Genomic DNA, 22,582 nt, shown 5'->3' on the forward strand with positions numbered 1-22,582 from the left:
TAATACAAGTATCTTGCCGTAAAAAAACCGCCCAATTTGGACGGTTCTTCCATTTATTCTAGTACACCAAATCCACAAATTCATCCTTCGTCACATTCCCGAAATAGTGCTGTATATCGACACCTTCCAGAGCTCCTGCAATGTCTTTTCGCTCATAACGGGTGCCTGTCAACTTTTCTTCGATATCCTCTACATTCCCTACCCCGAAGAAATCACCGAAGATCTTACAGTTATCGATTTTCCCTTTGTTTACTTCCAGACGGACATCGATGGATCCGACCGGGAAGCGGTGGGAATGCTGAAGATTGAATTTTGGTGATTTACCATAGTTCCAATCCCAGTTCTGATAACGTTCCTTGGAAAGCTCATGGATGTTCTTCCAGTCTTCTTCCGTCAGGACATATTCTTCTACGTCACTTCCGTCGAAAATATAATTCAGAAGGGTCGAGCGGAACTCTTCTATCGTCATTTTTTCTGAAAGAAATTCAGAAATGTTGGCCACACGGCTGCGGATGGATTTAATCCCTTTAGATTCAATCTTGTCCTTTTTCACCCGAAGAGCTGATACGACGTTTTCCATTTCGGAATCGAACAGGAGCGTTCCATGGCTGAACATCCGCCCCTTAGTGGAGAACTGGGCGTTTCCGGAGATCTTCCTGCCTTCTGCCATAATATCGTTACGTCCGCTAAGCTCAGCCTTCACCCCAAGTTTGTGAAGGGCTGTTACAACAGGCTCAGTAAATTTCTTAAAGTTGTGAAAGCTTTCTCCATCATCCTTCGTGATAAAGCTGAAGTTCAGATTCCCTAAGTCATGATAAACCGCTCCTCCACCAGATAGACGGCGGACGACATGAAGACCTTGCTTCTCCACATAGTCCGTATTGATTTCCTCAATCGTGTTTTGATTTTTCCCGATGATGATCGAAGGCTCATTGATATAAAATAATAAATAACTCTCATTAATATCTAAGTTTTTCAGCGCATATTCTTCAATAGCAAGATTGATCCTTGGATCCGTAATTCCTTTATTATCGATAAATAACATCTTTCTTCCTCCTAAATATCTACTTCCATATCTTTTTCCGCTAATAGCACGTCGCCCTTATAAAGGGTTTTTGCTTCCGTTACCAGCTGCTCCAGTTCTCCAAAATGCGGTAAGTGAGTGAGAATGAGCTTTCCGGCATTGGATTTCTGTGCAAGATTTCCCGCGTCGAGACTCGTCATATGACCAGCATTCGAGGCATCCATCCCTCCATAGAAATTACATTCACACAGAAGCACATCAGCGTCCTGTCCAAAGGAAACAAATTCTTCTCTAAAGGCAGAATCCGCTGTATAAAACAGGGCTTTGCCGTCCGCTTCAATTCTCATTCCATAGCATGGAACAGGATGCTTGGTCTTCACAAAGGTTACCGTGAACGGGCCAACCGATAATGATGTACCTTCCTTATATTCATGAGCTTTCATCAAATCTTTGTATGTAATCGTTTCAAAACCCTGTTGATCTTCTTTATGGGCATATACCGGTAATGTGCCGTTATTTTTCCCAAGGAAGTATTGAATCAATAATGCGTGTTGTAGTACACCGATATCTGCTACGTGATCTGGGTGATAGTGGGACAGAAGGACTGCATCCAGATCCGTAGCCTCTACGTGTTGTTGCAGATGGGAAAGTACACCACTGCCACAGTCTATCAGCATTTTAAAGCCATTATGCTGGAGTAAATACCCTGTGCTTGCTTCTCCTGCCTTTGGATAGCCGCCCCATTGGCCAATGACGGTTAGCTTCATTACGATCCTCGCCTTTCACAATAGTATGTATCCCTACTATACTTCATTGTGCCTATTTTTTCATTTTTTTCGCCCATTTTAGAATTAATCGTTGACGAAACTCATACTGTTATAATACAATAAAATAAATTAACACATCAGTTATATAACACGAACAATTGATGGGTGAAAACAAATTTACGGAGGGTGATGAACATGGTAAAAAATATCGTTGAGTTCTTTCGAAATTTGCCGCCTAAGTCTTGTGCACAATGTGGAGATACAATTGAGGAGCAGCATGAATGCTACGGCATTTATTGCGAGAAATGTACGACTGACTACGAATACTAAGAATGAAGGGGTAATAAAAAGGATGCCATCCAGGTTGATGGCATCCTTTTTATGTTTATTGTACTTCGACTGTTTCCATTGTGTGTTCGTGAATGTCTTCTCCTTTGGTTACATGAACCTGTACATTATAAGAACCTTTTTCCGGGAATGCATAGGAACCGCTATATTTTCCGGCTTCACCAGGAGTCAGATCCACCCACTCATGTTTCTCCTGACCGTCCTGATAAATTTCAAAGCGTACATTGGCATCTTCCAGTGGAGCTTCTTCATTTTCAACATGTACCATCATGTCCGCTTCTTCTCCAGCTTTAATACTGTCCGGCTTCATGAGATGAATAGATACAGTACTTTCATGGTCGCCATGATGGTGATCCTCTCCTGCTTCCTCATGCTCCCCTTCTTCTACATTACCAATCGCAATCTCTGTCTTTGGCATCGTGTGCATGTCCCTTGCCGTCACATGAACCTGTACGGTATACATGCCGTCTTCTTCAAACGTCTTTTCTGCTTTGTATACCCCGTCCTTGTCATGCTTCGCTTCAATCATTTCACTTTCTTCTTTATGATCGTTTTTCCAAATCTCATATTTCACTTCACCAGCATCCTTAACGTTCTCATCACCTTGTGTAACCTTGGTGGAAAGAGAAATGGTTTCACCTTTTTCTCCCTTCTCAGGTACATCTAACTTTGCCTCGATTGCTTCTAATTTCTCATCGTCTTTTGCTCCGTTATCTTCATTTGAATTACCGCATGCAGCGAATAATAACGCAAGAAAACCTACGAGCATAAACAAACTTAATTTTTTCATAACCGAACCTCCTTTAAGCAATTTTCACTGTATCACCATTATGTACCACTCAACCATTAGTATACACGGTTATGTTTACGGAGGGTTTGTCCATTTTATGAAGAAAAAACGGTAGATGTGTGTGACATCTACCGTTTTTTTCCTTACGCTTCTACTGTTTTTGTATATTGTTTCTTGAACAGCCCTACAAAGAACACTGCCGTCAATGCGACGAATACAATGAAGTATCCCAGTAGGATGAAGAGGTTTTGCCACATGAAGGCAAAGTCCCCACTTGAGATGACCGCTTTGAACGCTGATACTGAATAGGTCATCGGTAACAGTGCACTGATTGGTTGCAGTGCAGTCGGAATTAATTCGAGTGGGAATGTACCCGCACTCGTTGTCAATTGCAGAATCAAAATGATGATGGCGACAAATCGTCCCGGATCACCAAGGATTGTAACCAGCATCTGAATCAATGCCAGGAAGGTAAGACTCGTTATAATAGTAGAAAGTAAGAATAATGGTACACTTTCCACTTCAAGCCCCAACCCAAAGAGTAAAATGGCTGCTGCAATCAGTGATTGGATGATCCCCACTGACGTAAGCACAGTGAATTTGCCCAGGAACCAACTCATTCCGCTTGATGGGCGGTCAGATGGTTCTCGGAGTGGATACACAATAGAGATTAATAATGCACCTACAAATAGTCCAAGTGATAAGAAATATGGAGCAAATCCTGTTCCGTAGTTTGGAACATGATTGATCTTCTCATTTTTCACATCGACGGGACCGGCCATCATGTCATACGTTTCATCATTCGGTTTGACACTGTTGGCTTCTTTTGCTGCATCTTTTAATTTCGCTTCATATTCTGTTGTCCCATCCGATAGTTTCGTTGTTCCATCCGCAAGCTCCGTTGAACCATCGGCTAGCTTCTTGGAACCGTCAGCAAGTTTAGTAGATCCGTCGTATACCTGGTTAAGACCTGAGCTTAGTTCATTTGCTCCTGAAGCAAGACCTACTGTTCCCTGGTATACGTCTCCAAGCTTTTCATTTAGTAGACCATAGTTTTCCACTACTTTGTTTTGACCGGCTACAAGTTGATTAGAGCCTTCATCTAGCTGAACGGATCCGGCAACAAGCTGACCAACTCCACCTTGGAGTTTCTTCTGACCTTCGTTTAATTTCCCGATTTTATCAGCTAAGTCAGTTGCTCCACCTTGTAATCCGGTAATTCCAGTGCTTAATTTACCTGTACCTGTTTCAAGACCTGTAGCACCGTTTTTAATCTCATCTATAGCCGCTTGTAACTCTTCCTGTTTTTCTTTAGGAAGGCTCCCCATGAACGGTGCTAATTCTTGTTCAAGTTTTGTTGCTCCTGCTCCGATATGTTGTGCCCCGGCTTGGGCACTGTCGGCTCCGCCTTTCAAGGCACCGATCTGATCGGCAAGGTATTTAGATCCGGCCTGTAATTTTGCGGTATTATCCACGGCACTATCTAGTCCAGCGTCCACCTGTTCCAAACCGGCCTTGCTTTTATCAATTCCGGCAGCAAGAGAGTTCAACCCGGTTTGAACATCTTGTGTTCCCTTATATAATTGCTGTGATTTATCCGTCATGACACCGACGCCGTCTGACAGTTCTTTTGAGCCTTTAGCCAGCTTCTCGGCACCTGCGCGTGTTTTGGCCACACCGTCTGTCATCTCAACGTTCTTTTCAGCAAGGACCGCTAAATTATCTTTCAGCTTTTTGGCACCTTGAGAAAGATCAATGGCTCCATTATTGATTTCCCCCGCTTTATCGCTGGCCGTCTGGAAACCATCTCCCATTTCCTGAATTTTATCAAACATCGTTTCGGCATACGTTTCAGATACCGACTTCGAAAGACTTGCTTTGATTTCTTTCATCGCAGTATCGCCGATTTGAGCAGACAAGAAGTTAAAGCTCTCATTCGGTACATATTTGAGTGAAAGCTTCTGAGGATGATCTTCTAATAATGTCGTTCCATTTTCAGAGAAGTTCTCCGGAATTTCAACAAGCATGTAATAGTCCTGCTTCTCCAGATTCTTATATCCTTCCTCTTTATCAACGAAGTGAAAATCGAATTGATCGCTCTCCTTCAACTTATCAACGAGATCCTGCCCGATATGCAGTTCCTCTCCGTCAAACTCCGCTCCCTGGTCGCTGTTGACAACCGCTACAGGAAGGTCTGAAAGCTGCTCGTAAGGATCCCAGAATGCCCAAAGGAACATGCCGCTGTATAAAACAGGTATAAAGAGCACGGCTAGTATGGGAATGAGCAGTTTCTTGTTGCGAAAAATCGCTTTGAATTCTGAACCAATAAATGATTTCTTCATGTTTACCTCCTATAATTTCCGAAATAGAACTATTGACCAATATTCTCAAATAGTCAATTTTTGAGAAAAAAATATATGACTCCTTCATATGAAAGGTCATTACTTGCCGAAAGTGAAGAACGATCAATTTGATAACCCATTAATCAGATATAGCTCAAACAGATTGGCTATTTCATCTTTTTCAAGTGGACCATGTGTGCGTTCCCAATCAAATATCAATGCAACATATAGCTTCAGCAGAACGAATGCGGTCATTTCCGGATTGCAAGGCTTAATCGCATAAGAGGAAATCGCCTTTTCAATTCGATGACTCAGAAATTCAATGACCACTTTTTCCATGCGAACAATGACCTCGGATACAGCGGGTGTTCCCATTTCCCGGGCTTCCTGATATAGCTTGATCGTCAGTTTATGTTCTTTACGGAATTCGAGCAAACGAAATAATGCACGATGAACATTTTCCGAAAATGTCTCTTGGGGATCGATGACTTCTTCAGCTTCACTTTTCATTTCATGGATTAATGATGAAACAATTTCGTCGAACAATTCTTCCTTATTTTTAAAAAAGGTGTAAATCGTTCCTTTTCCCACATTTGCTAATTTTGCTACTTGGTCCATTGTCGTAGCTTTGTAGCCAAATAGTGAAAATGAATTGGTAGCAGCCTCCAGGATTTGTTTCTTTCGATCAATCGCCATGCACTCACTCCCCCTAATTGACCGTTTGACCACTTTTGTAATTTAGTCATTTTATTAACATAGATAAATTTATCACAACTTCATTTTTTCCACAAGTATTTTTTTCATTTTCCCACCGATCGTTTTTACATATCGAATAAGCCCTTATGAATAGGTTATAGGTATAGGATGTGACAGGAGGTGTCATATGAATATTTACGTAGTAAAAACCGGAGATTCACTCTGGTCCATTGCGTCGAAGTACGGTGTGGATATGAACCAGATCACTTATGGCAATCAGCTAAAAAATCCAAATATACTGGTCATCGGACAATGTCTTCTCATTCCTGAACCTTTAAAGGAGTATATCGTACAACCAGGAGACACGTTGTATTCTATCAGTCAAAAATACCAAATCGACCCAAATGATCTAAAGGCATTTAATCAGCTATCCGATCCTTCCAAGCTTTATGTCGGCCAATTGATTGTGATGCCGTCATTCATTCATAAAGTACGATCCGGTGACACCCTGTATACCATTTCTTATAATTATAAGGTCCCCATGCAGGAGATTTTAGATGTAAATTCGATCGCTAATCCCTCCCTTATCTACCCAAATGAACAGATTCGGATTCCAAACACGAAACCGGTGATTGAGGTAAATGCTTATACAACCAGAATGGACAGTGAAGGCATCGCAGAGGTATATGGTTTGGGTGTCTATTTTACTTATCTTGCTCCTTTTACCCACTCCATTACAAAGGAAGGCTCCATTTCGGAATTGAATGATGAAGGTCTAATTAAAGCAGCCTATGACCAGGATGTAGATCCCTTATTGGTATTGACCAACTATGTTGACGGAGAATTCAACTCAGATTTAGTTGCAACGATTTTAAGAAACAAGAACCTTCAAGATACTTTGCTTTCTTCCATACTTAAGAAAATGGAAGAGAAAGGCTATAAAGGATTGAATATCGATTTTGAATACGTGTATCCAGAAGACAGGGAAAATTATAATACTTTTTTAAAAAGGACCGTGGCGGCATTAAAACCAAAAGGCTATTCCGTGTCTACTGCCCTCGCCCCCAAAATAAAAGGCGATCAAAAAGGACTTTTGTACGAAGCACATGATTATGAGGCTCATGGAAAGATTGTCGACTTTGTTGTTCTTATGACCTACGAGTGGGGGTGGGCAGGCGGTAAACCATGGGCGATCGCTCCCATTAATGAAGTCAAAAAAGTACTGGACTATGCAGTAAAGGTCATTCCACGTAAGAAAATCATGCTGGGAACCCCGCTGTATGGACGTGACTGGAAGGTCCCATGGGTGGATGGGACTTTCGCTAAAACACTCTCACCACAAGCGGCGACTGATCTTGCAAGCAAATACGGGGTCAGGATTCAATACAGCGACCAATATCAGTCCCCCTTCTTCACTTATTGGGATGAAACCGGACAACAACATGAGGTTTGGTTTGAGGATGCAAGAAGCATGCTGGCAAAGCAAAAGGTGCTTAACGATTATGGATTAAGGGGAATGAGCTACTGGGTGCTTGGTTCCGCATTTCCACAGAACTGGATGCTTCAGCATTCGAGATACCGCCTTAAGAAGTAAAAACGAACATTCTAACGGAAGGTGTTCTTTATTACCCGCCAGTTGGGAATATCCTGCATGGAAGAGACCCTCATCACCTAAAAGGACCGCCAGTCTCCCGGCGGTCCCATTCATTTCAAATAATTCAACACTTTTGATACTGCCTTCTCTCCTTGCCCGATGCAGTCAGGAATACTCAGCCCATCATATGAACTGCCGGCGATGAATATTCCTGGAAGACGAGCTTCTGCATCATGGTGCATATCTTGAATACGCTCCAGGTGGCCGACCGTATATTGAGGCATGGAGTTTTTATATCGGGTGACAATCGTGAAATCAGGCTGTCCTTCAATATCCATGATCTTGCTCAAATCATCCAGGACGATTTGCTCGATGTGGTCATCGGATAAATCCACAATGGTTTCATCACCGGACTTTCCAAGGTAGCATCGTAATAATGCCTTGCCTTCAGGAGCCGTGTGTGGCCATTTTTTGTGAGTCCACGTTCCTGCTGTCAACGAGTAATCGCTGTTTCGGGATACGAGAAATTCTGTACCGGCGATGTCTTTTTTTACCGCCTGTTGTGAGAAGCCCATTGCAACCGTAGCGACAGATGTAGCGGGCATATCCTTTAAAAATGATAAGAATGGATAGGAGGGAAACATGGATTGTAATACATGATGGGGAGTGGTGACGATTACGCAATCTGCTTCCAGCTTTTCTCCATTCGTGAAAGTAATGGTGTAATCATTGTCCGCTTCCTTTTCTATATTTGTCACTTTCATGCCTTTGTGAACCGTATTTGGATCTAAACGTTCTTCCATTGCATCAATCAGGGATTGTAGTCCACCAGTGAATGTGATGAAGTTTCCTTCTTTAGTGTCAGGGTCTTGACCGCTCTTCTTGATACCTGCAATGAGACTTCGATGTTTCTGTTCTAATTCATAGAGCTGGGGAAATGTAGACATTAAACTCAATTGATCAATATCCCCGGCGAATATCCCTGTTAAGAGAGGTTCGATCAAATGGTCAACGACTTCATCACCCATTCTCCTTCTAAAGAATCTCCCGAGTGACTGATCTTCACGTTCTTGTGAACGAGGAAGGATGAAATCGGCCGCAGCCCTCATTTTTCCTGATAGTGAAAATAAACTTGTTGTGATGAAAGGGGCGATTTGAGTTGGAATTCCTACGATGGATCCACCGGGTATAGGATAGAGCTCACCACCGGCTATGACAAATGACGTACCCTTGCGATTTCGAACGAGGGCTTCCTCCATACCCAGTTTACCCGCTAAGCGTGAGACTTCCGATTTGCTTGATAAACAAGAATCCGGACCCTTTTCGATAACATAGCCATCTTTTTTGAAAGTCTGTACTTTCCCTCCGAGCCGATGAGTGGCTTCTACAAGCTTTACTTCAATGGGAAGTTTCTTTTCTCTAATTTCCTGTTGCAAATAGTAAGCCGTCGTTAATCCGGTGATCCCCCCACCAATGACTACGACCTTTTTGGTTTGTTGTTCCAACACGTTCATCGCCTTCTTTAACAAAATATCTTCAATTCCAATAATAGAGAAGGACTAAAGCGGTGAGAGTGAACTCATTTGCTTCAGTCCTTTCTGTTCAGCCAATAAAATAGAAATTATTTATTAAGGTGTTCTAATACGACATTTGCCATAGCATCAATGAATTCCGGTTTTGCATTCGGCATTTCAGGACGATAGTATGAAGCTCCAATCTCATCCGTTACGACTTTACATTCATAATCATTATCATAGAGTACTTCAAGATGATCGGCTACGAATCCTACAGGTGTGTATACAAACGTAGTATAGCCTTTCTCCTTATGAAGGTCCCTTGTCAGATCTTGAACGTCTGGTCCGATCCATGGGTCCGGAGTGTTCCCTTCGCTTTGCCATCCTACAGCATATTCGTTTACACCGGCTCCCTCAGCAATCATCCTTGCTGTTTCCTCTAATTGTTTCGGATAAGGATCGCCTGATTGTAGTATGCGTTCAGGCAAGCTGTGAGCAGATACGATCAGGACGGATTTATTACGCTCATCTTCGGACATCCCTGCATAGGTTTCTTTCACACGATCCACCCAATATTGAATGAACTTAGGCTCATCGTACCAACTCTCAACGGAAGTAATCTGAGGTCCACCCAGTTTTTCCGCCGTTTCTTTTGCACGTCCATTGTACGATTTAACGCTGAATGTAGAGAAATGCGGGGCCAGTACAATGGATACCGCTTCTTCAATACCGTCATGATGCATTTGTTCAACAGCATCTTCTACAAACGGTTCGATATGCTTCAACCCAAGATACATTTTAAACTCAATGTCATCTTGAATGGAGTTCAAATGTTCTTCAAGACTCTTTGCTTGATCCAGGGTGATTTTCGCCAGTGGGGAAATCCCGCCGATCGCTTCATATCTTCCACGGAGGTCTTCAAGTAATTCACTGGAAGGGACTCTGCCGTGGCGAATATGTGTATAGTATCGTTCCAAATCTTCTTCTTTATATGGCGTTCCATAGGCCATCACCAAAAGGCCCATTTTTTTCTTTGACATATCCATTCACCTCATTGTCAGTTTCATACATTCCATTATTGTGCCATGTTTCTTCTATAGAATCCATGTATCCATACTTTGGAATGTGCTCTACCTGGCACTGTATTCGTGTACGAAAGTTGCTAATCGTTTTAATGTATCAGGATTAACTTGAGGAAACACACCATGTCCCAGGTTAAAGATGTGACTTGGAAGTTCCATGCCCTGGTCCAGGATCGCTTTGGCTTTTTCTTCAATCACATTCCACGGAGCCAATAGGATGGCAGGATCAAGGTTACCCATAACCGTTTTTGTAATGCCCTTGTCTCTCGCTTCTGAAATAGGAAGTCGCCAATCCAGACCCACAACGTCAATCGGAAGATCGTGCCATTCATTCGCCAAGTGACTTGCGCCAACCCCAAACATAATCAATGGTACATTCTCTTCTTTCAATTCATTAAAGATTCTTTCCATAACAGGCTTGATGAACGTGCGATAATCCTGCACATTTAACGCACCGACCCAAGAATCAAAAATTTGGAAAGCTGTTGCCCCCGCCTTAATTTGAGCTTTCGCATACGTAACAGTCATCGCAGCCAGTTTATCCATTAATGCAAACCAAGCTTGCGGTTCTGCATACATGAAAGCTTTTGTTTTATTATAGTTCTTGGAAGGTCCACCTTCAATCATATAGCTTGCCATTGTAAAAGGGGCACCTGCAAAACCAATCAACGGTACGGATAATTGCTCCTGAGTCAATAATTTGATCGTATCCAATACATAAGGGACATCCTGTTCAGGATTGATTTCTCCCAGCTTTTCAACATCTGCTGTCGTACGGATAGGATTATCAATCACAGGACCGATTCCCGACTTAATTTCTACATCCACTCCAATAGAAGGAAGCGGTGACATAATATCTTTGTAAAGGATTGCTGCATCGACATCATATTGTTCAACCGGCAACCTTGTCACATATGCACAAAGTTCAGGTTGATGGGTAATTTCAAACAGAGAATATTTCTCTTTAATTTTACGGTACTCAGGCTGTGAACGACCCGCTTGTCTCATATACCAAACCGGAGTATAGTCCGTCTTTTCTCCCCTTGCCGCTCGTAAAAAAGTATCATTCATTTGTTTCATACCTTTGTTCGTCCACCTTTCTATGTAACTCCAATAATTCCATTGTATCCTAAAGTGAGTAGATTCTAAAATTGTCCTATTTATCATATGACCGTCCGAATTGTAACCCTTTTAAACTATAGACGTTTTAGGGAGAATTGTATAGTTTTCAAGGGAAAATGTCATAAATTTGCCGATTTTCAAGGTGTTAAGAAAAAATATCCATTAATCATGTTACAAGAGAGAAAGAAACGGGAAGAGTATAATAGAAGTGACTAAATTATTGAGGTGATTTGGATGAAGGTATATATGACGACTGGTACACATGATTTCCTGCAAAAGATAATGGATCAGCAGCCGGAAGAAACAATGATCTTGATGCAGGGCGAAGATGCATTGCTTCTACATGAAACAAGTGGAGAAAGTGTCTTTGAATCTCCCCGCAGCTATGAAGTTGTCGATCAATCCGGCAAACTTGAAAGCAAAGGATACGTAGTATTCAACAATATCCCCGTATCGGACGAAGGTAGACCGCTATTTGAATACCGGTTTAAAAACCGTGCAGGATTAATTGAAGAAGTGCCGGGCTTTACAGCCATACGTGTCCTTCGCCCTTTAGACAGTGATACATATGTCATTATGACTCTTTGGGAGGATGAAAGAAGCTTCCTGGGATGGCAGGAATCCAAGCAGTACGAAAAGGCCCATGCAAAACGGGGCACGGAAGAAGGAATCGATAATCAGAAGGATATCTTCCCACGCGCATCTTATGTAAGTAAATATTACGTATCAGGTCAATCCTGAAGACCAGCTGCCTGAATTAGGGCAGCTTTATTCATTATTCAATCTTTACAATTGCAGTGAAGGTGTACATACATAATTACAAATAATTAACAGTATACTTTATCGTATTGGTCACAGGCATCCTGAATGAAAGGAGAGGAGTTCCAATGAGTCAAATATGTCTGCTTTTGATTGACTTTCAAAAGGCATTTCAAGATCCTTCATTAGGAAAACGAAACAATCCTAATATGGAAAGAAACGCATATCGACTGCTTCAAGGGTGGAGAGAAAAAGCCTGGCCGGTTGTACACGTGCAGCATTCTTCATATGACATGGAATCACCACTGCATTCAAGTTCGGCAGGATTCAGTTTCGTAGAAGATTTCTACCCATCGCGACATGAAAAACATATCATCAAGCACCTCACCAGCGCTTTTATCGATACGGATCTGGATTTGTATTTAAAAAGGGAGAAATTTAAATCCCTTGTGGTCATGGGGTTCACCACCAATCACTGCATATCCAGTACCGTTCGCATGGCTAAAGACCTGGGATACGATGTCACCGTTCCTTTTGATGCCACTGCATGTTTTGAAACGTACTCGTTTGACGGTTCCTTATTTTCCGCTGAAATCGTTCACGGCCTGTCCCTGACAAATCTCCACCATGAATTTGCTACCATTTCTTCTACCGAGTCCTTGCTGTCATCACAATTGAAAGTAAGCAAGCCGGTTATTTTTTAGATTCCTTATCTGTTCTTGCAGAAGGGGCTTAGTCAAGGGGAATAATTATTCCCCTTGACTAAGCCCCTTCTGCATTATTCAGTAACATTCTTATTTAAAAGCAAACTCACTCTATACTATCCGTCTTATACAAAATACCGTTCCGGTTTGCATAAATGGCCGCCTGGGTTCGATCGGCTACGCCAAGCTTGCTCAAAATATTACTGACGTGGGTCTTGACGGTCTTAATCCCGATAAATAACTCTTGAGAAATTTCCTGATTCGTCAACCCTTCACCCAAACATTTTAAAACATCCATTTCCCTTGATGTCAATTCTTCATGAGGCATCTTTTCTTGAGGACGAAAACGGTTCATCATTTTATCGGCTACTTTAGATGCAATAACCGATTCACCCTTCACGGCTTTGTAAACCGCAGCTGTCACTTCTTCCGCACTCGCTGTTTTCAATAAATAACTATGGGCACCGGCTTCAATGGCAGGGAATACTTTCTCATCATCATAATAGCTTGTCAGAATGATAATCTTACAGCTTGGGTGAAAGGTAAGAATCTTCTTAGTTGCTTCAATGCCATTCCCGTTCTCCATTAATAAATCCATCAGTACCACATCCGGCATGTAAAGCTTTGCAAGTTGGGCCGCTTCATTTCCACTTTTCGCTTCTCCCAGAAAGTCGATTCGATCCTCTGTCATCAAATAGGTTTTCATGCCTAATCGGACCATCTCGTGATCATCTACAATCATAACTCCTATCTTATCCACTCGTTCTCCCCCTTTACATTAAACCGGAATGCGTAGATCAATATACGTTCCTTCTTTTTCTTTTGATCGTATTTGAAATAACCCCCCTATTTCTTCAGCCCGTTCTCTCATCGTCTGAAGACCGTATGAGGTCATCTTGCTTTCCTTCAAATCAAACCCCTTCCCATTATCACTGATGTACAATGAGAGATAACCACCCTTCTTCTCCGTGGCAATCTTCACTCTTGTAGCCTCAGAGTGACGAAGGATATTCGAAAGACTCTCCTGAATAATCCTGAACATATGCGTTTCGGTCCCTTTCGAAAGATCTTCAATCCCCTCAAGAGTGGCGTCGATTTCAATCTGTGTCTTTTCCTTTAATTCCCTTATCAAGATTGATAACGCTTCACCGAGGCTTTCCCCCCTCAAGTCAATCGGACGCAAATGAAGAAGAAGTGCTCTCATCTCTCCTTGTGCTTTCCCAGCAATGTCAGCTACTTGTTTCACGATGACACCGATTTTTTCGGAATCTTTCCCAATGCTTTTATGAGCCGCGGACGAAAGCATATTTAACGCAAATAATTGCTGACTGACAGAATCATGGAGATCTCTCGCCAGCCTCTGCCGTTCTTCCATGACTGCAGCCTGATGGGCCTGATCCGCAAGCTCGGATTTTTCATCAGCCAGACGCTGAAGTGATTTCACCTGCTCTTGGATGAACACGGCCAGCTGGTTCAATTCATCCGACAGTATCCCAAGCTCGTCATGCTCGAATCGATCGACCCTGGCGGAAAATTTCCCACTTCGGAGTAAAGTGACGAAGGTAGATATATCATCGATCCTGCCTTTGAATGTATAGCCTGTACGAAACCCGAAGTAAATGCTTAACAAAAGGAGAATGACCGCCATCCATACCGTCATGTATATTGAGAGTTCCAGAGATATACTTGGATCCTCTGAGAAATACAGATAGACTTGCAGTGATATAAAGCACAGCAGAATCGACATGACAGACATCATTAAAAAACTTTTGAAGATCCAATTTCGAATATTTGAGGATTTTTCCAAGCGCTTCCCTCCTTTTCAGAATACGTTATCTTTATATCCGGGTAATCCGGATTGAACCGATTTTGACATCGACAGTCAGTTTTATTTTTTTACTTGCTTCTTCATATTCAGGGGAACGGTAATACAGTTCAGAGCGTATATCCGCAGACTTCTGGTCAAACAATCTCACATCCCCAACCTGTACTTTCAAGGTAATTTCCACCGGCACATTCTCCGGTATGATCATCTTTACATCACCAATCCATCCTTTGATGGCAATAGGTGTTTCCCCTTCCGGAATGAAGGCTTTACTGAAATCAAAATAGTAATCTCCTATGGCGTTGTAAAGTTTCATATTTTCAAGTGGCCAGTTCGGTTCTGAAAAGCGTATATCCCCTACGATGAATCCTCTGTTGATTTTATTTTTCTTCTGAAGGATCTTTTCTCCCATCGGTTGATGCTCATCATTCATTTCCGGAATTCTATCAAACGGGTAATCACTGCTAATACTCACTTTAATCGGTTTATTCCTTACCACCCTATGAATGGCAATGGCAATAATGAAAACCGGCCAGAGTTTCCACCAATTCCCGTAATCAAAATCAACCAGATTATACCCGTCTAGAATGATCAACGCTCCAAGTGCGAGACTAAACAACCCGAATAACAATTTACCGAAGCTTTTTTTCAAGAAGCTGTCCACTGACCACTTCAATCCAAGCAGTAATAACAAAATAGGAATTATATTGACAAATATCTGCGTTATTTCCAAGGAAATGACACCTATATTCAATAGTAATAGCAACAGCCCTATTACCAATAACAAAAATGAAAAAAACCATTGTTTTCTACCTTTGTATCTCATACGTGCACCACCTTCACATCACTTATTAGATTCGCTATTGCCCTTGGCATTTCCTGTTAGTACTTCCATTATAGAATCGTTCCCATGATTATTTGACGAGCATTGGCATGATTTCTCCTCCGTCCACAGACGGAAAAATGTTTTCTTGCTGAATCACACCTTATCTGCGTTTTCATAATCTATAGTACAGATCAGGGCAAACGCCTAAGGTTTGAGGAACGACATTTGAGGAGGTTTTCTAATGGGGATAGATTTAACGGCTCTTCATTGGATTTATTTAGCTTTCATAGGATTGATCATACTTTTTATGATTTTCCGTAAAGACACAACCATTGTATGTATTTTGGGGATTTTCAGTATTGCCTTAGTGGCAACTGGATCGTTAAGTGGATCGATCAGCAGCATATTTAATAGTTTCATCTTTGCCATCACCGAATTGCTTTCTACGATTCTCGTCATTTCCATTATCGTTGCCATGAGTAAAGGACTGACGTCAACCGGAATAAATGATGTGATGATTCGGCCATTTACGAAGTTCATCCGCACCCCTGCACTTGCCTATTGGACCATAGGCCTGGTCATGATGTTCATTTCCTGGTTTTTTTGGCCCTCTCCTGCAGTGGCACTCCTTGGAGCTGTATTGGTACCGGTTGCCTTACGAGTCGGATTACCGGCCCTTGGCATTGCCATGGCTATGAACTTATTCGGTCACGGAATTGCCCTTTCAGGTGACTTTGTCATCCAGGCTGCCCCTAAGCTGACGGCAGATGCTGCAGGTATTCCTGTATCTGAAGTCATATCGGCCAGCATCCCCCTGATTATTGTCATGGGAGTGGTCACCACCGTTACGGCATTCATTTTCCTTAAGAGGGATATGAAAAAGGGGAACCTCACCGTCGATTCATCGTCTATTGCCGCTATTCGTGATGAGCACGATGCTTCACATCATCTTCTATCATCAGGTTGGAAAAAAGCGATCGCCATCCTGATTCCCATTCTATTCGCCGCAGATATTACGGCTATGGTCCTGTTTGACCTTCAAGGTGGAGATGCCACGGCACTAATCGGTGGAACATCCATCATCATTCTACTCTTGATTTCATTGGTTGCTTATAAAGGGAAGGGGCTTGAGAAGACGACCAGCTTCATGATCGATGGGTTTCAGTTCGGGTTCAAGGTGTTCGGACCTGTCATCCCCATTGCTGCTTTCTTCTACCTTGGTGATTCAGGATTTCAAACCATCATCGGTGATTTCCTTCCAGGGACGTCTCACGGAATCGTCAATGACCTTGGCGCAGCCCTTGCTGCCGCCGTTCCACTTTCCAAAGCAGTCGGGGCCGTTACTCTTACGACGGTCGGGGCGATTACCGGACTTGATGGATCAGGGTTTTCAGGTATTTCCCTTGCAGGGTCTGTCGCCAATCTTTTTGCTGAAAGCATCGGTTCCGGAATCGCTACCCTTACGGCACTTGGTCAGGTAGCAGCCATCTGGGTCGGTGGGGGAACCCTCGTACCATGGGCACTCATCCCCGCAGCCGCCATTTGCGGAGTCGACCCATTCGAACTCGCCCGGCGCAACCTCCTCCCCGTCATCATCGGCTTAATCGCTACTACCATAGTAGCAATGTTTTTAATATAAAAGGAGAGGGACGGACCTTGGCTTTCAAGGTCCGTCCCTCCTATCTTCCAGGTCTCTTCTCATAAAGGAAGATACATAGTACGAAAAAGGAGTATCCCAAAAGGAAACCGGCAGCAACATCAGAGGGGAAGTGAACCTGTTCCACCACCCTGCTTATCCCTGTCAAAAGGGAGAGGATGACAGCAAAAGTAAAAATCGCGATTCTCTTTCCTGCGGAAGAAATCTCTTTACTCACAAAATACGCGAGGACCAGTAAGAAAACAAGTCCGACCATAGCATGGCCGCTCGGAAAGCTGAATCCCTCTTCTCCATGAGAGTATGGTGGCCGCTCCCGTTCCATCAAGCCTTTGATCGCTTTATTCAATACATTGCTCCCGGCTACCAACACTACAATGGTGATGATGCCAACAAAGTCCTTCTTAATCCACCATAGATACAGAATTAAAGCAATGGTCCCAATTCCTATCACCAATTCCGTGCCGACCACTGAAAACCATTTGAGAAAGTGTAGACTATGCATATTCACAAGCAAGTAATCTTCTCCGAAAATGTCTATTTCATGATAAACAAAATGGGCGATGGCCATAAATAGTACGAAAGAAATGATAGCCGTTATGTAATGGATTTTTTTCATCGTATTCCCCCTAGCATTTCATTATAATTCCCCACTCCTCCCCTCACGTTTAGTGTTATAATATTCGTAATATTCACCAAACACTAGGAGGTTCTGCACTTGCTGAATGAATTATATCAGAAATTAGAAGAACGTTGGATAGAAATGGTTGAAATCAGAAGATTTCTCCATCAACACCCGGAGTTATCCTTCCAAGAAGTAAACACGGCAAAGTATATCGCGAATTACTACAAAGACCTCGGCATCCCCGTAAAGGAACAAGTCGGCGGAAACGGTGTCGTTGCCAGAATTGAAGGTTCTCTGCCCGGTAAGACCGTAGCCCTTCGTGCAGACTTTGACGCCCTTCCCATTCAGGATGAAAAGGATGTGGAATATCGCTCGACCGTACCAGGTGTCATGCACGCATGCGGGCACGACGGACATACAGCCACACTTCTTGTACTCGGGAAGACCCTCCATGAAATGCGTGACACCCTTTCAGGAACAGTGGTTCTCATTCATCAGCACGCTGAAGAATATGCACCTGGTGGAGCAAAATCCATGATTGAAGCGGGATGTCTGGAAGGCGTTGACGTCATCTTCGGAACGCATTTATGGTCCACCGAACCGCTCGGAAAAGTCCTCTACCGAACCGGACCGATCATGGCCGCAGCAGACCGTTTTGAAATTGTGATCAAAGGTTCCGGAGGTCACGGCGCACAGCCTCATAAAACGAAGGATTCCATCGTGATAGGGGCTCAAGTTGTTTCTGACCTCCAGCAAATAGTCAGCAGAAGAGTCAATCCGATCGAACCTGCCGTCGTGACCATCGGTTCCTTTATAGCAGATAATGCGTTTAATGTCATAGCGGATTCAGCTAAGCTGATTGGAACGGTACGCACCTTCAATCCTGAAGTCAGGGATTTTATTGAAGAAGAAATCGAACAGATTTTAAAAGGGGTATGCCTTTCAGGCCGCTGTGATTATGACTACGTGTATGACCGTGGATATCCTGCGGTAGTAAATCATCCTGAGGAAACAGACCTTCTTATAGAAAGCACCGATTCTGTAGATGAAGTCCATACCGTGGAAGAAATCGAGATGCAGATGGGCGGCGAAGATTTTGCCTACTATTTAGAACAAGTGAAGGGGACTTTCTTCTTTACAGGAGCCAAACCGGATAATGTGGATATTGCTTTCCCTCATCACCATCCTAAATTTGACATTAACGAAAAAGCCCTTTTGACTGCTGCAAAATCACTGGCAAGTGCTACACTTTCCTATCAAGAAAAACATTCAGCTTCAGAAACAGTTCAAAATTAACCAAAAAGGATCGGGTACGAATTTCGTACCCGATCCTTTCTTCTTAGTAAAAACGATGGTTCTGCTCCATTTTACTGACCACCAATACCCACCAGATCAAGAGCGGCTGGAACAATAATCTGATCCAAAGCAGCAGCTGATTCGCTTCTTCCTGTCCAGGTGCAGGTATTCCTTTAATGGCTGCATATATGTTTGCAGGGAACACAAGGACTAAATACACCGCCGTTACCAACCCGGTTTTTTCACGGGTCTTAGGGATCAACAATAATACAGACAATATAAATTCAATAATTCCCGTAATATAAACAAGCTCTTCCCTTAATGGAATGAATGGGGGAATCATTTCTGCAAATCCTCGAGCTTCCATAAAATGAAATACGCCTGCTAAAAAGAAGAAGAAGGAAAATAAAATAAGTCCTACAATCTTCCATGCCTTTTTCCTTTTATTCATCTATTACACACCTCGCTATTACTTGTTACTATACCTGAAGTCATACTGAAAATAAAAAGAAGTGTTTTCATCCAGGATGACCTTACAAAAAAGAAGATCGATCATACAGATCGACCTCCCCATCATATCTATTCTAATTCATTAAAGAAGCGAATCCGATAAGCAAATTTTGCCACTTCACCAAGTTGATCCAGCAGTTGATAATTCGCGTACGCCCCTACCACTGCCCCGACGCCGGGGATGAGCTGCAACATTTTCATAAAATCGATGTAATCCCGATATTCCTGCTGAAAGGTTCGCCAATCGAGCTCCTTCAACTTTTCTCTTTCTTTTTCCCAGTTTTCGATGATATAAAGGACTTCCTTCTTATGAGAATCACTGGAAAAAGCGAGCTGGAACACATACAGAAGAAATAAGCGCTCCTCATATTGTTTAGGATCATATCCATGTATTAATGAGCATTCACTTAAAAACTTCATCTTAATGGACAAGAGCAGCGGGAAATCCGCCAGACCAAGGAAGATCCCTCCGGCACCGGTACCAGCACCTTCAATGGTCGCAGCTTTCCGGTAAAACTCCATGCGTTCCTTCATCAGTACTTCCCGTTCTTGGAGTCCATGCACACATGGGATATCCTGAAGGGACACCCATTCGCTCCCCTTTAGAGTGACCTCCACCATTTTCTTAATACTTTCCGTTACGACCTTATGTGCTTTCTCCGGTATCCATTGGTTCACTTTCGTTTGTGCCTGCTTGGAAACCCTTTGGATAATGGACGATTTCCTGGTGAATTTCCTTTTCCAAGACTCGAGTTCTTCTCTTTCATGGTTCACTTTAAAAGCACCATCCTTTTTATCAGCCTTGACTCATTATACGTTCATCTTATCCGGGTCGTTTCACTAAAAAAGTGTTTCCTCCATTTTCTTTAACCGCTGCACTAAATAGAACTGACTGAAGAAGATGGAAAAAGTCAATCCTGCAAGCAGTGTGATCAGCCCGGGAAGCCATTCTCCTCTTACAAAGAGAGGCAGGGAAAATACAATTGCCTGAATCATCATCGACTGACTCATGATTTTTTGGAAAGATGATTTTTTCAATTCCCTTGACACAGGGTAAATGAGCACCCAGATCTTATAGTCAAAACGTTTGAATAATGGAATCATTTGAAAAGCTGTCAAATAAAGAAACACCAGCGCCGTCAAAATACTGAAAATGAAGGATGAATTTGAATAAATCAGTATTACACCGATGAGGGTCAATCGAATATAGAGACCTGAATATTCACTCGTTCTCACCAGTGAACGAAGATATAAATAACGATAGGTCGATGCTTGTGAGAAAGGTGCCTTCACAAGCCAATCCAGCCATTTTCTCCTGTGTACTTTCCCTTTCAATTTTGGAACATCCGTGAACATATTGGCAATCCGATAAAAAATCAGCATTCGCTGTTCTTCGAGATTGATCAATAAATCCCATTTGAGATTCTTCCCTTTTGTCGCTTGGTAAAAATAAAGGGCGTATCCGAGCATCAGCACGCTGATGGCGGCAGTCATCCACAGGTCTGCTTCTGATAAAACAAGGAATACGAGTACCGCGCTCAATAGAAACCTTACCAGACTGTCAATCCAATGAGCTTCCCTCTCCTGAAACCTCAGCATGAACCAGCGAACATAAAGATTCCAAACCTTAATGGCGAGTACAAATGCAAGCAGCGGGAAGAAGCTGCCGAAGCTATTGCCAGATACCGCTACATACATGGGCATAAGGGCCGCGAGCACCAGGAGCTGTATGTATGATTGGAACATAAAGCTGATCCAGATGCATTTGGTGAAATAACTTGATAAACGCCCCTCTAAAGGTAAAAGAAACACTGCATCCGCTTCCCGGAGAAATGTGTACACCGGGCTCCATGCCAATAAGAGACCCAGGATGAGAGCCATGATTAATGGTGCGGGAAAAGTTGGCTGAAGTGTCTTCACCCACTGATTATAGGTAAAGGCTGCTCCTCCCAAAGCAAAGATCAGGACAAATAATAAATGATCGTTGAACATGTATTTCAAATACTTTTGAAGCTCCTGGTTATACTCTACTATCCGTTTCTTCCAGATGCTTTCTACATTATTCATCATCTGATTCTTCCTTTGTCAGCTGGATATATATATCATCCAACGTTGCTTCCGGCATGGAGAACTCCGCCCGAAGCTCATCAAGGGTACCTTTCGCCCTGATCTTCCCTTCATGAAGGATGACGAATGAATCACAGTATCTTTCTGCAGTAGCCAATATATGGGTAGACATAAGGATGCCAGCACCGTCTTCTTTCATTTCCTGCATCCAATCAAGTAAAGACTGGATACCGAGTGGATCCAAACCTACAAATGGTTCGTCAATGATATACAGGCTTGGCTGGATTAGAAAGGCACACATGATCATGACCTTTTGCTTCATCCCCTTGGAGAAGTGGGCAGGGAACCAGCTCATCTTCTTCTCCATCCTAAATGCCTTTAACAGCTTGTCGATTCTCCCTTTATATTCAGATTCTGAAAGTCCATACGCCATGGCTGTTAGCTTCAGATGTTCCTCAAGGGTGAGTTCATCATATAAAATCGGTGTTTCAGGTATGTATGAGAATTGCTTGCGATATTGGTCGGCATCCTTCTTCAACGTATGGCCGTTGATGGAAACCTCTCCTTGTTTAGCCTCCATCAGACCGATGATGTGCTTGATGGTGGTACTTTTACCCGCTCCATTCAATCCGATTAATCCAACAATTTCGTTAGAATCAATGGAAAAGGAAATATCCTTTAAGACCGGCTTCCTTGTATACCCGCCGACAAGGTGCTTGATTTCTAATAATGACACGAGCAGCAACGTCCTTTCTCTTTTCACGTTTGTTTCTATTTTATCAAAATTCCTTGGGAATGGCATGTTTTGTATAAAGCTCTTCGTGTAAAGATTTTCGTTATTTTGATAACCCAATGATTCGTCCATTCTCTGTCAACTAGTGTGTGGTGGAAAGTGAGGGGAATTGCTTCGCTTTTCACGGACGTTCGGCCGATCCTCCTCAGCAAAGAGCACTTCCAGGGTCTCTGCACGCCCGTTTTTCGTAGGAGTCTTCGCAATTCCCCTCACCCTCTAATCAAGTATTTGACGACAGAGCTAA

Annotated in this window: 22 protein-coding genes; 6 read left to right on the top strand and 16 right to left on the bottom strand. The window is 42.8% G+C overall.

The window, feature by feature from the left end; all coding sequences use genetic code 11:
* Positions 1-58: 58 nt before the first annotated feature.
* Both lplA and ACIGG7_RS13440 read right to left on the bottom strand, forming a co-directional pair.
* A complete protein-coding gene (lplA, locus tag ACIGG7_RS13435) occupies positions 59-1,045 on the bottom strand; it encodes a lipoate--protein ligase (protein WP_224941627.1) in 987 nt (328 codons plus the stop codon).
* An 11-nt stretch (positions 1,046-1,056) separates the two neighbouring features.
* Complete coding sequence (locus ACIGG7_RS13440; protein ID WP_224941628.1) at positions 1,057-1,791, bottom strand: MBL fold metallo-hydrolase; 735 nt, start codon at positions 1,789-1,791, stop codon at positions 1,057-1,059.
* Between the two features lie 195 nt (positions 1,792-1,986).
* Between ACIGG7_RS13440 and yhfH the strand changes: the two genes are divergently transcribed.
* A complete protein-coding gene (gene yhfH, locus ACIGG7_RS13445) occupies positions 1,987-2,121 on the top strand; it encodes a protein YhfH (RefSeq protein WP_079533738.1) in 135 nt (44 codons plus the stop codon).
* 55 nt (positions 2,122-2,176) lie between these two features.
* On the opposite strand, the gene ACIGG7_RS13450 is transcribed toward yhfH, so the two are convergent.
* The 3 genes from ACIGG7_RS13450 to ACIGG7_RS13460 form a co-directional block, all read right to left on the bottom strand.
* Complete coding sequence (locus tag ACIGG7_RS13450) at positions 2,177-2,929, bottom strand: FixH family protein (RefSeq protein WP_397549955.1); 753 nt, start codon at positions 2,927-2,929, stop codon at positions 2,177-2,179.
* A 143-nt stretch (positions 2,930-3,072) separates the two neighbouring features.
* On the bottom strand, positions 3,073-5,271 hold the full coding sequence (locus ACIGG7_RS13455) for a YhgE/Pip family protein (RefSeq protein ID WP_397549956.1): 2,199 nt from the start codon (positions 5,269-5,271) through the stop codon (positions 3,073-3,075).
* 123 nt (positions 5,272-5,394) lie between these two features.
* Entirely contained in the window at positions 5,395-5,967 is a 573-nt protein-coding gene (locus ACIGG7_RS13460; RefSeq protein ID WP_397549957.1) for a TetR/AcrR family transcriptional regulator, read from the bottom strand.
* Between the two features lie 187 nt (positions 5,968-6,154).
* On the opposite strand from ACIGG7_RS13460, the gene ACIGG7_RS13465 reads away from it, so the two are divergent.
* Entirely contained in the window at positions 6,155-7,561 is a 1,407-nt protein-coding gene (locus ACIGG7_RS13465; protein WP_397549958.1) for a glycoside hydrolase family 18 protein, read from the top strand.
* A gap of 110 nt (positions 7,562-7,671) precedes the next feature.
* Here ACIGG7_RS13465 and hemY read toward each other — a convergent pair whose 3' ends face one another.
* The 3 genes from hemY to hemE form a co-directional block, all read right to left on the bottom strand.
* On the bottom strand, positions 7,672-9,066 hold the full coding sequence (gene hemY / locus ACIGG7_RS13470; protein WP_224941700.1) for a protoporphyrinogen oxidase: 1,395 nt from the start codon (positions 9,064-9,066) through the stop codon (positions 7,672-7,674).
* A 116-nt stretch (positions 9,067-9,182) separates the two neighbouring features.
* Positions 9,183-10,115, bottom strand: coding sequence for a ferrochelatase (gene hemH / locus ACIGG7_RS13475; RefSeq protein WP_224941633.1), 933 nt, complete (start codon positions 10,113-10,115; stop codon positions 9,183-9,185).
* Positions 10,116-10,205: 90 nt separating this feature from the next.
* Entirely contained in the window at positions 10,206-11,237 is a 1,032-nt protein-coding gene (gene hemE / locus ACIGG7_RS13480) for a uroporphyrinogen decarboxylase (RefSeq protein WP_224941634.1), read from the bottom strand.
* Positions 11,238-11,513: 276 nt separating this feature from the next.
* On the opposite strand from hemE, the gene ACIGG7_RS13485 reads away from it, so the two are divergent.
* Together ACIGG7_RS13485 and ACIGG7_RS13490 are read left to right on the top strand one after the other, a co-directional pair.
* Positions 11,514-12,020: an antibiotic biosynthesis monooxygenase family protein gene (locus ACIGG7_RS13485; RefSeq protein WP_224941635.1), complete on the top strand. Its 507-nt coding sequence runs from the start codon at positions 11,514-11,516 to the stop codon at positions 12,018-12,020.
* 146 nt (positions 12,021-12,166) lie between these two features.
* On the top strand, positions 12,167-12,742 hold the full coding sequence (locus ACIGG7_RS13490) for a cysteine hydrolase family protein (protein ID WP_397549959.1): 576 nt from the start codon (positions 12,167-12,169) through the stop codon (positions 12,740-12,742).
* A gap of 106 nt (positions 12,743-12,848) precedes the next feature.
* Here the strand turns inward: ACIGG7_RS13490 and ACIGG7_RS13495 are convergent, their stop codons facing one another.
* Genes ACIGG7_RS13495 through liaF form a run of 3 tightly spaced genes read right to left on the bottom strand, consistent with a single transcriptional unit; the run spans position 12,849 to position 15,393 of the window.
* Complete coding sequence (locus tag ACIGG7_RS13495) at positions 12,849-13,502, bottom strand: response regulator transcription factor (RefSeq protein ID WP_397549960.1); 654 nt, start codon at positions 13,500-13,502, stop codon at positions 12,849-12,851.
* Positions 13,503-13,520: 18 nt separating this feature from the next.
* Entirely contained in the window at positions 13,521-14,549 is a 1,029-nt protein-coding gene (locus ACIGG7_RS13500) for a sensor histidine kinase (RefSeq protein WP_224941637.1), read from the bottom strand.
* Positions 14,550-14,580: 31 nt separating this feature from the next.
* A complete protein-coding gene (liaF, locus tag ACIGG7_RS13505; protein WP_397549961.1) occupies positions 14,581-15,393 on the bottom strand; it encodes a cell wall-active antibiotics response protein LiaF in 813 nt (270 codons plus the stop codon).
* Positions 15,394-15,634: 241 nt separating this feature from the next.
* Here liaF and ACIGG7_RS13510 point away from each other — a divergent pair, with 241 nt between their 5' ends.
* Positions 15,635-17,032 carry a hypothetical protein gene (locus ACIGG7_RS13510; protein WP_397549962.1) on the top strand — a complete coding sequence of 466 codons (1,398 nt, stop codon included), beginning with the start codon at positions 15,635-15,637 and terminating at the stop codon, positions 17,030-17,032.
* Positions 17,033-17,072: 40 nt separating this feature from the next.
* On the opposite strand, the gene ACIGG7_RS13515 is transcribed toward ACIGG7_RS13510, so the two are convergent.
* Entirely contained in the window at positions 17,073-17,666 is a 594-nt protein-coding gene (locus tag ACIGG7_RS13515) for a phosphatase PAP2 family protein (RefSeq protein ID WP_397549963.1), read from the bottom strand.
* Between the two features lie 99 nt (positions 17,667-17,765).
* Here ACIGG7_RS13515 and ACIGG7_RS13520 point away from each other — a divergent pair, with 99 nt between their 5' ends.
* Complete coding sequence (locus ACIGG7_RS13520) at positions 17,766-18,968, top strand: M20 family metallopeptidase (protein ID WP_397549964.1); 1,203 nt, start codon at positions 17,766-17,768, stop codon at positions 18,966-18,968.
* Between the two features lie 43 nt (positions 18,969-19,011).
* On the opposite strand, the gene ACIGG7_RS13525 is transcribed toward ACIGG7_RS13520, so the two are convergent.
* The 4 genes from ACIGG7_RS13525 to ACIGG7_RS13540 all read right to left on the bottom strand — a co-directional run bounded on the left by ACIGG7_RS13525 (position 19,012) and on the right by ACIGG7_RS13540 (position 22,281).
* Positions 19,012-19,419: a DoxX family protein gene (locus tag ACIGG7_RS13525; protein WP_397549965.1), complete on the bottom strand. Its 408-nt coding sequence runs from the start codon at positions 19,417-19,419 to the stop codon at positions 19,012-19,014.
* A 128-nt stretch (positions 19,420-19,547) separates the two neighbouring features.
* Positions 19,548-20,252 carry an EcsC family protein gene (locus ACIGG7_RS13530; protein ID WP_224941642.1) on the bottom strand — a complete coding sequence of 235 codons (705 nt, stop codon included), beginning with the start codon at positions 20,250-20,252 and terminating at the stop codon, positions 19,548-19,550.
* Positions 20,253-20,318: 66 nt separating this feature from the next.
* Positions 20,319-21,548, bottom strand: a complete 1,230-nt coding sequence (locus tag ACIGG7_RS13535) for an ABC transporter permease (RefSeq protein ID WP_397549966.1) — start codon at positions 21,546-21,548, stop codon at positions 20,319-20,321.
* On the bottom strand, positions 21,538-22,281 hold the full coding sequence (locus tag ACIGG7_RS13540; RefSeq protein ID WP_224941644.1) for an ABC transporter ATP-binding protein: 744 nt from the start codon (positions 22,279-22,281) through the stop codon (positions 21,538-21,540). The genes ACIGG7_RS13535 and ACIGG7_RS13540 overlap by 11 nt, the downstream gene beginning before the upstream one ends.
* Positions 22,282-22,582 lie beyond the last annotated feature (301 nt).

Source organism: Rossellomorea sp. NPDC077527 (assembly GCF_044542955.1).
GTDB lineage: Bacteria > Bacillota > Bacilli > Bacillales > Bacillaceae_B > Rossellomorea > Rossellomorea aquimaris_E.

What these genes read in the sequence shown, in the direction of transcription:
- lplA (WP_224941627.1), bottom strand. Translation starts at nt 1,045, where the DNA reads ATGTTATTTATCGATAATAAAGGAATTACGGATCCAAGGATCAATCTT.
- ACIGG7_RS13440 (WP_224941628.1), bottom strand. Translation starts at nt 1,791, where the DNA reads ATGAAGCTAACCGTCATTGGCCAATGGGGCGGCTATCCAAAGGCAGGA.
- yhfH (WP_079533738.1), top strand. Translation starts at nt 1,987, where the DNA reads ATGGTAAAAAATATCGTTGAGTTCTTTCGAAATTTGCCGCCTAAGTCT.
- ACIGG7_RS13450 (WP_397549955.1), bottom strand. Translation starts at nt 2,929, where the DNA reads ATGAAAAAATTAAGTTTGTTTATGCTCGTAGGTTTTCTTGCGTTATTA.
- ACIGG7_RS13455 (WP_397549956.1), bottom strand. Translation starts at nt 5,271, where the DNA reads ATGAAGAAATCATTTATTGGTTCAGAATTCAAAGCGATTTTTCGCAAC.
- ACIGG7_RS13460 (WP_397549957.1), bottom strand. Translation starts at nt 5,967, where the DNA reads ATGGCGATTGATCGAAAGAAACAAATCCTGGAGGCTGCTACCAATTCA.
- ACIGG7_RS13465 (WP_397549958.1), top strand. Translation starts at nt 6,155, where the DNA reads ATGAATATTTACGTAGTAAAAACCGGAGATTCACTCTGGTCCATTGCG.
- hemH (WP_224941633.1), bottom strand. Translation starts at nt 10,115, where the DNA reads ATGTCAAAGAAAAAAATGGGCCTTTTGGTGATGGCCTATGGAACGCCA.
- hemE (WP_224941634.1), bottom strand. Translation starts at nt 11,237, where the DNA reads ATGAAACAAATGAATGATACTTTTTTACGAGCGGCAAGGGGAGAAAAG.
- ACIGG7_RS13485 (WP_224941635.1), top strand. Translation starts at nt 11,514, where the DNA reads ATGAAGGTATATATGACGACTGGTACACATGATTTCCTGCAAAAGATA.
- ACIGG7_RS13490 (WP_397549959.1), top strand. Translation starts at nt 12,167, where the DNA reads ATGAGTCAAATATGTCTGCTTTTGATTGACTTTCAAAAGGCATTTCAA.
- liaF (WP_397549961.1), bottom strand. Translation starts at nt 15,393, where the DNA reads ATGAGATACAAAGGTAGAAAACAATGGTTTTTTTCATTTTTGTTATTG.
- ACIGG7_RS13510 (WP_397549962.1), top strand. Translation starts at nt 15,635, where the DNA reads ATGGGGATAGATTTAACGGCTCTTCATTGGATTTATTTAGCTTTCATA.
- ACIGG7_RS13515 (WP_397549963.1), bottom strand. Translation starts at nt 17,666, where the DNA reads ATGAAAAAAATCCATTACATAACGGCTATCATTTCTTTCGTACTATTT.
- ACIGG7_RS13525 (WP_397549965.1), bottom strand. Translation starts at nt 19,419, where the DNA reads ATGAATAAAAGGAAAAAGGCATGGAAGATTGTAGGACTTATTTTATTT.
- ACIGG7_RS13535 (WP_397549966.1), bottom strand. Translation starts at nt 21,548, where the DNA reads ATGATGAATAATGTAGAAAGCATCTGGAAGAAACGGATAGTAGAGTAT.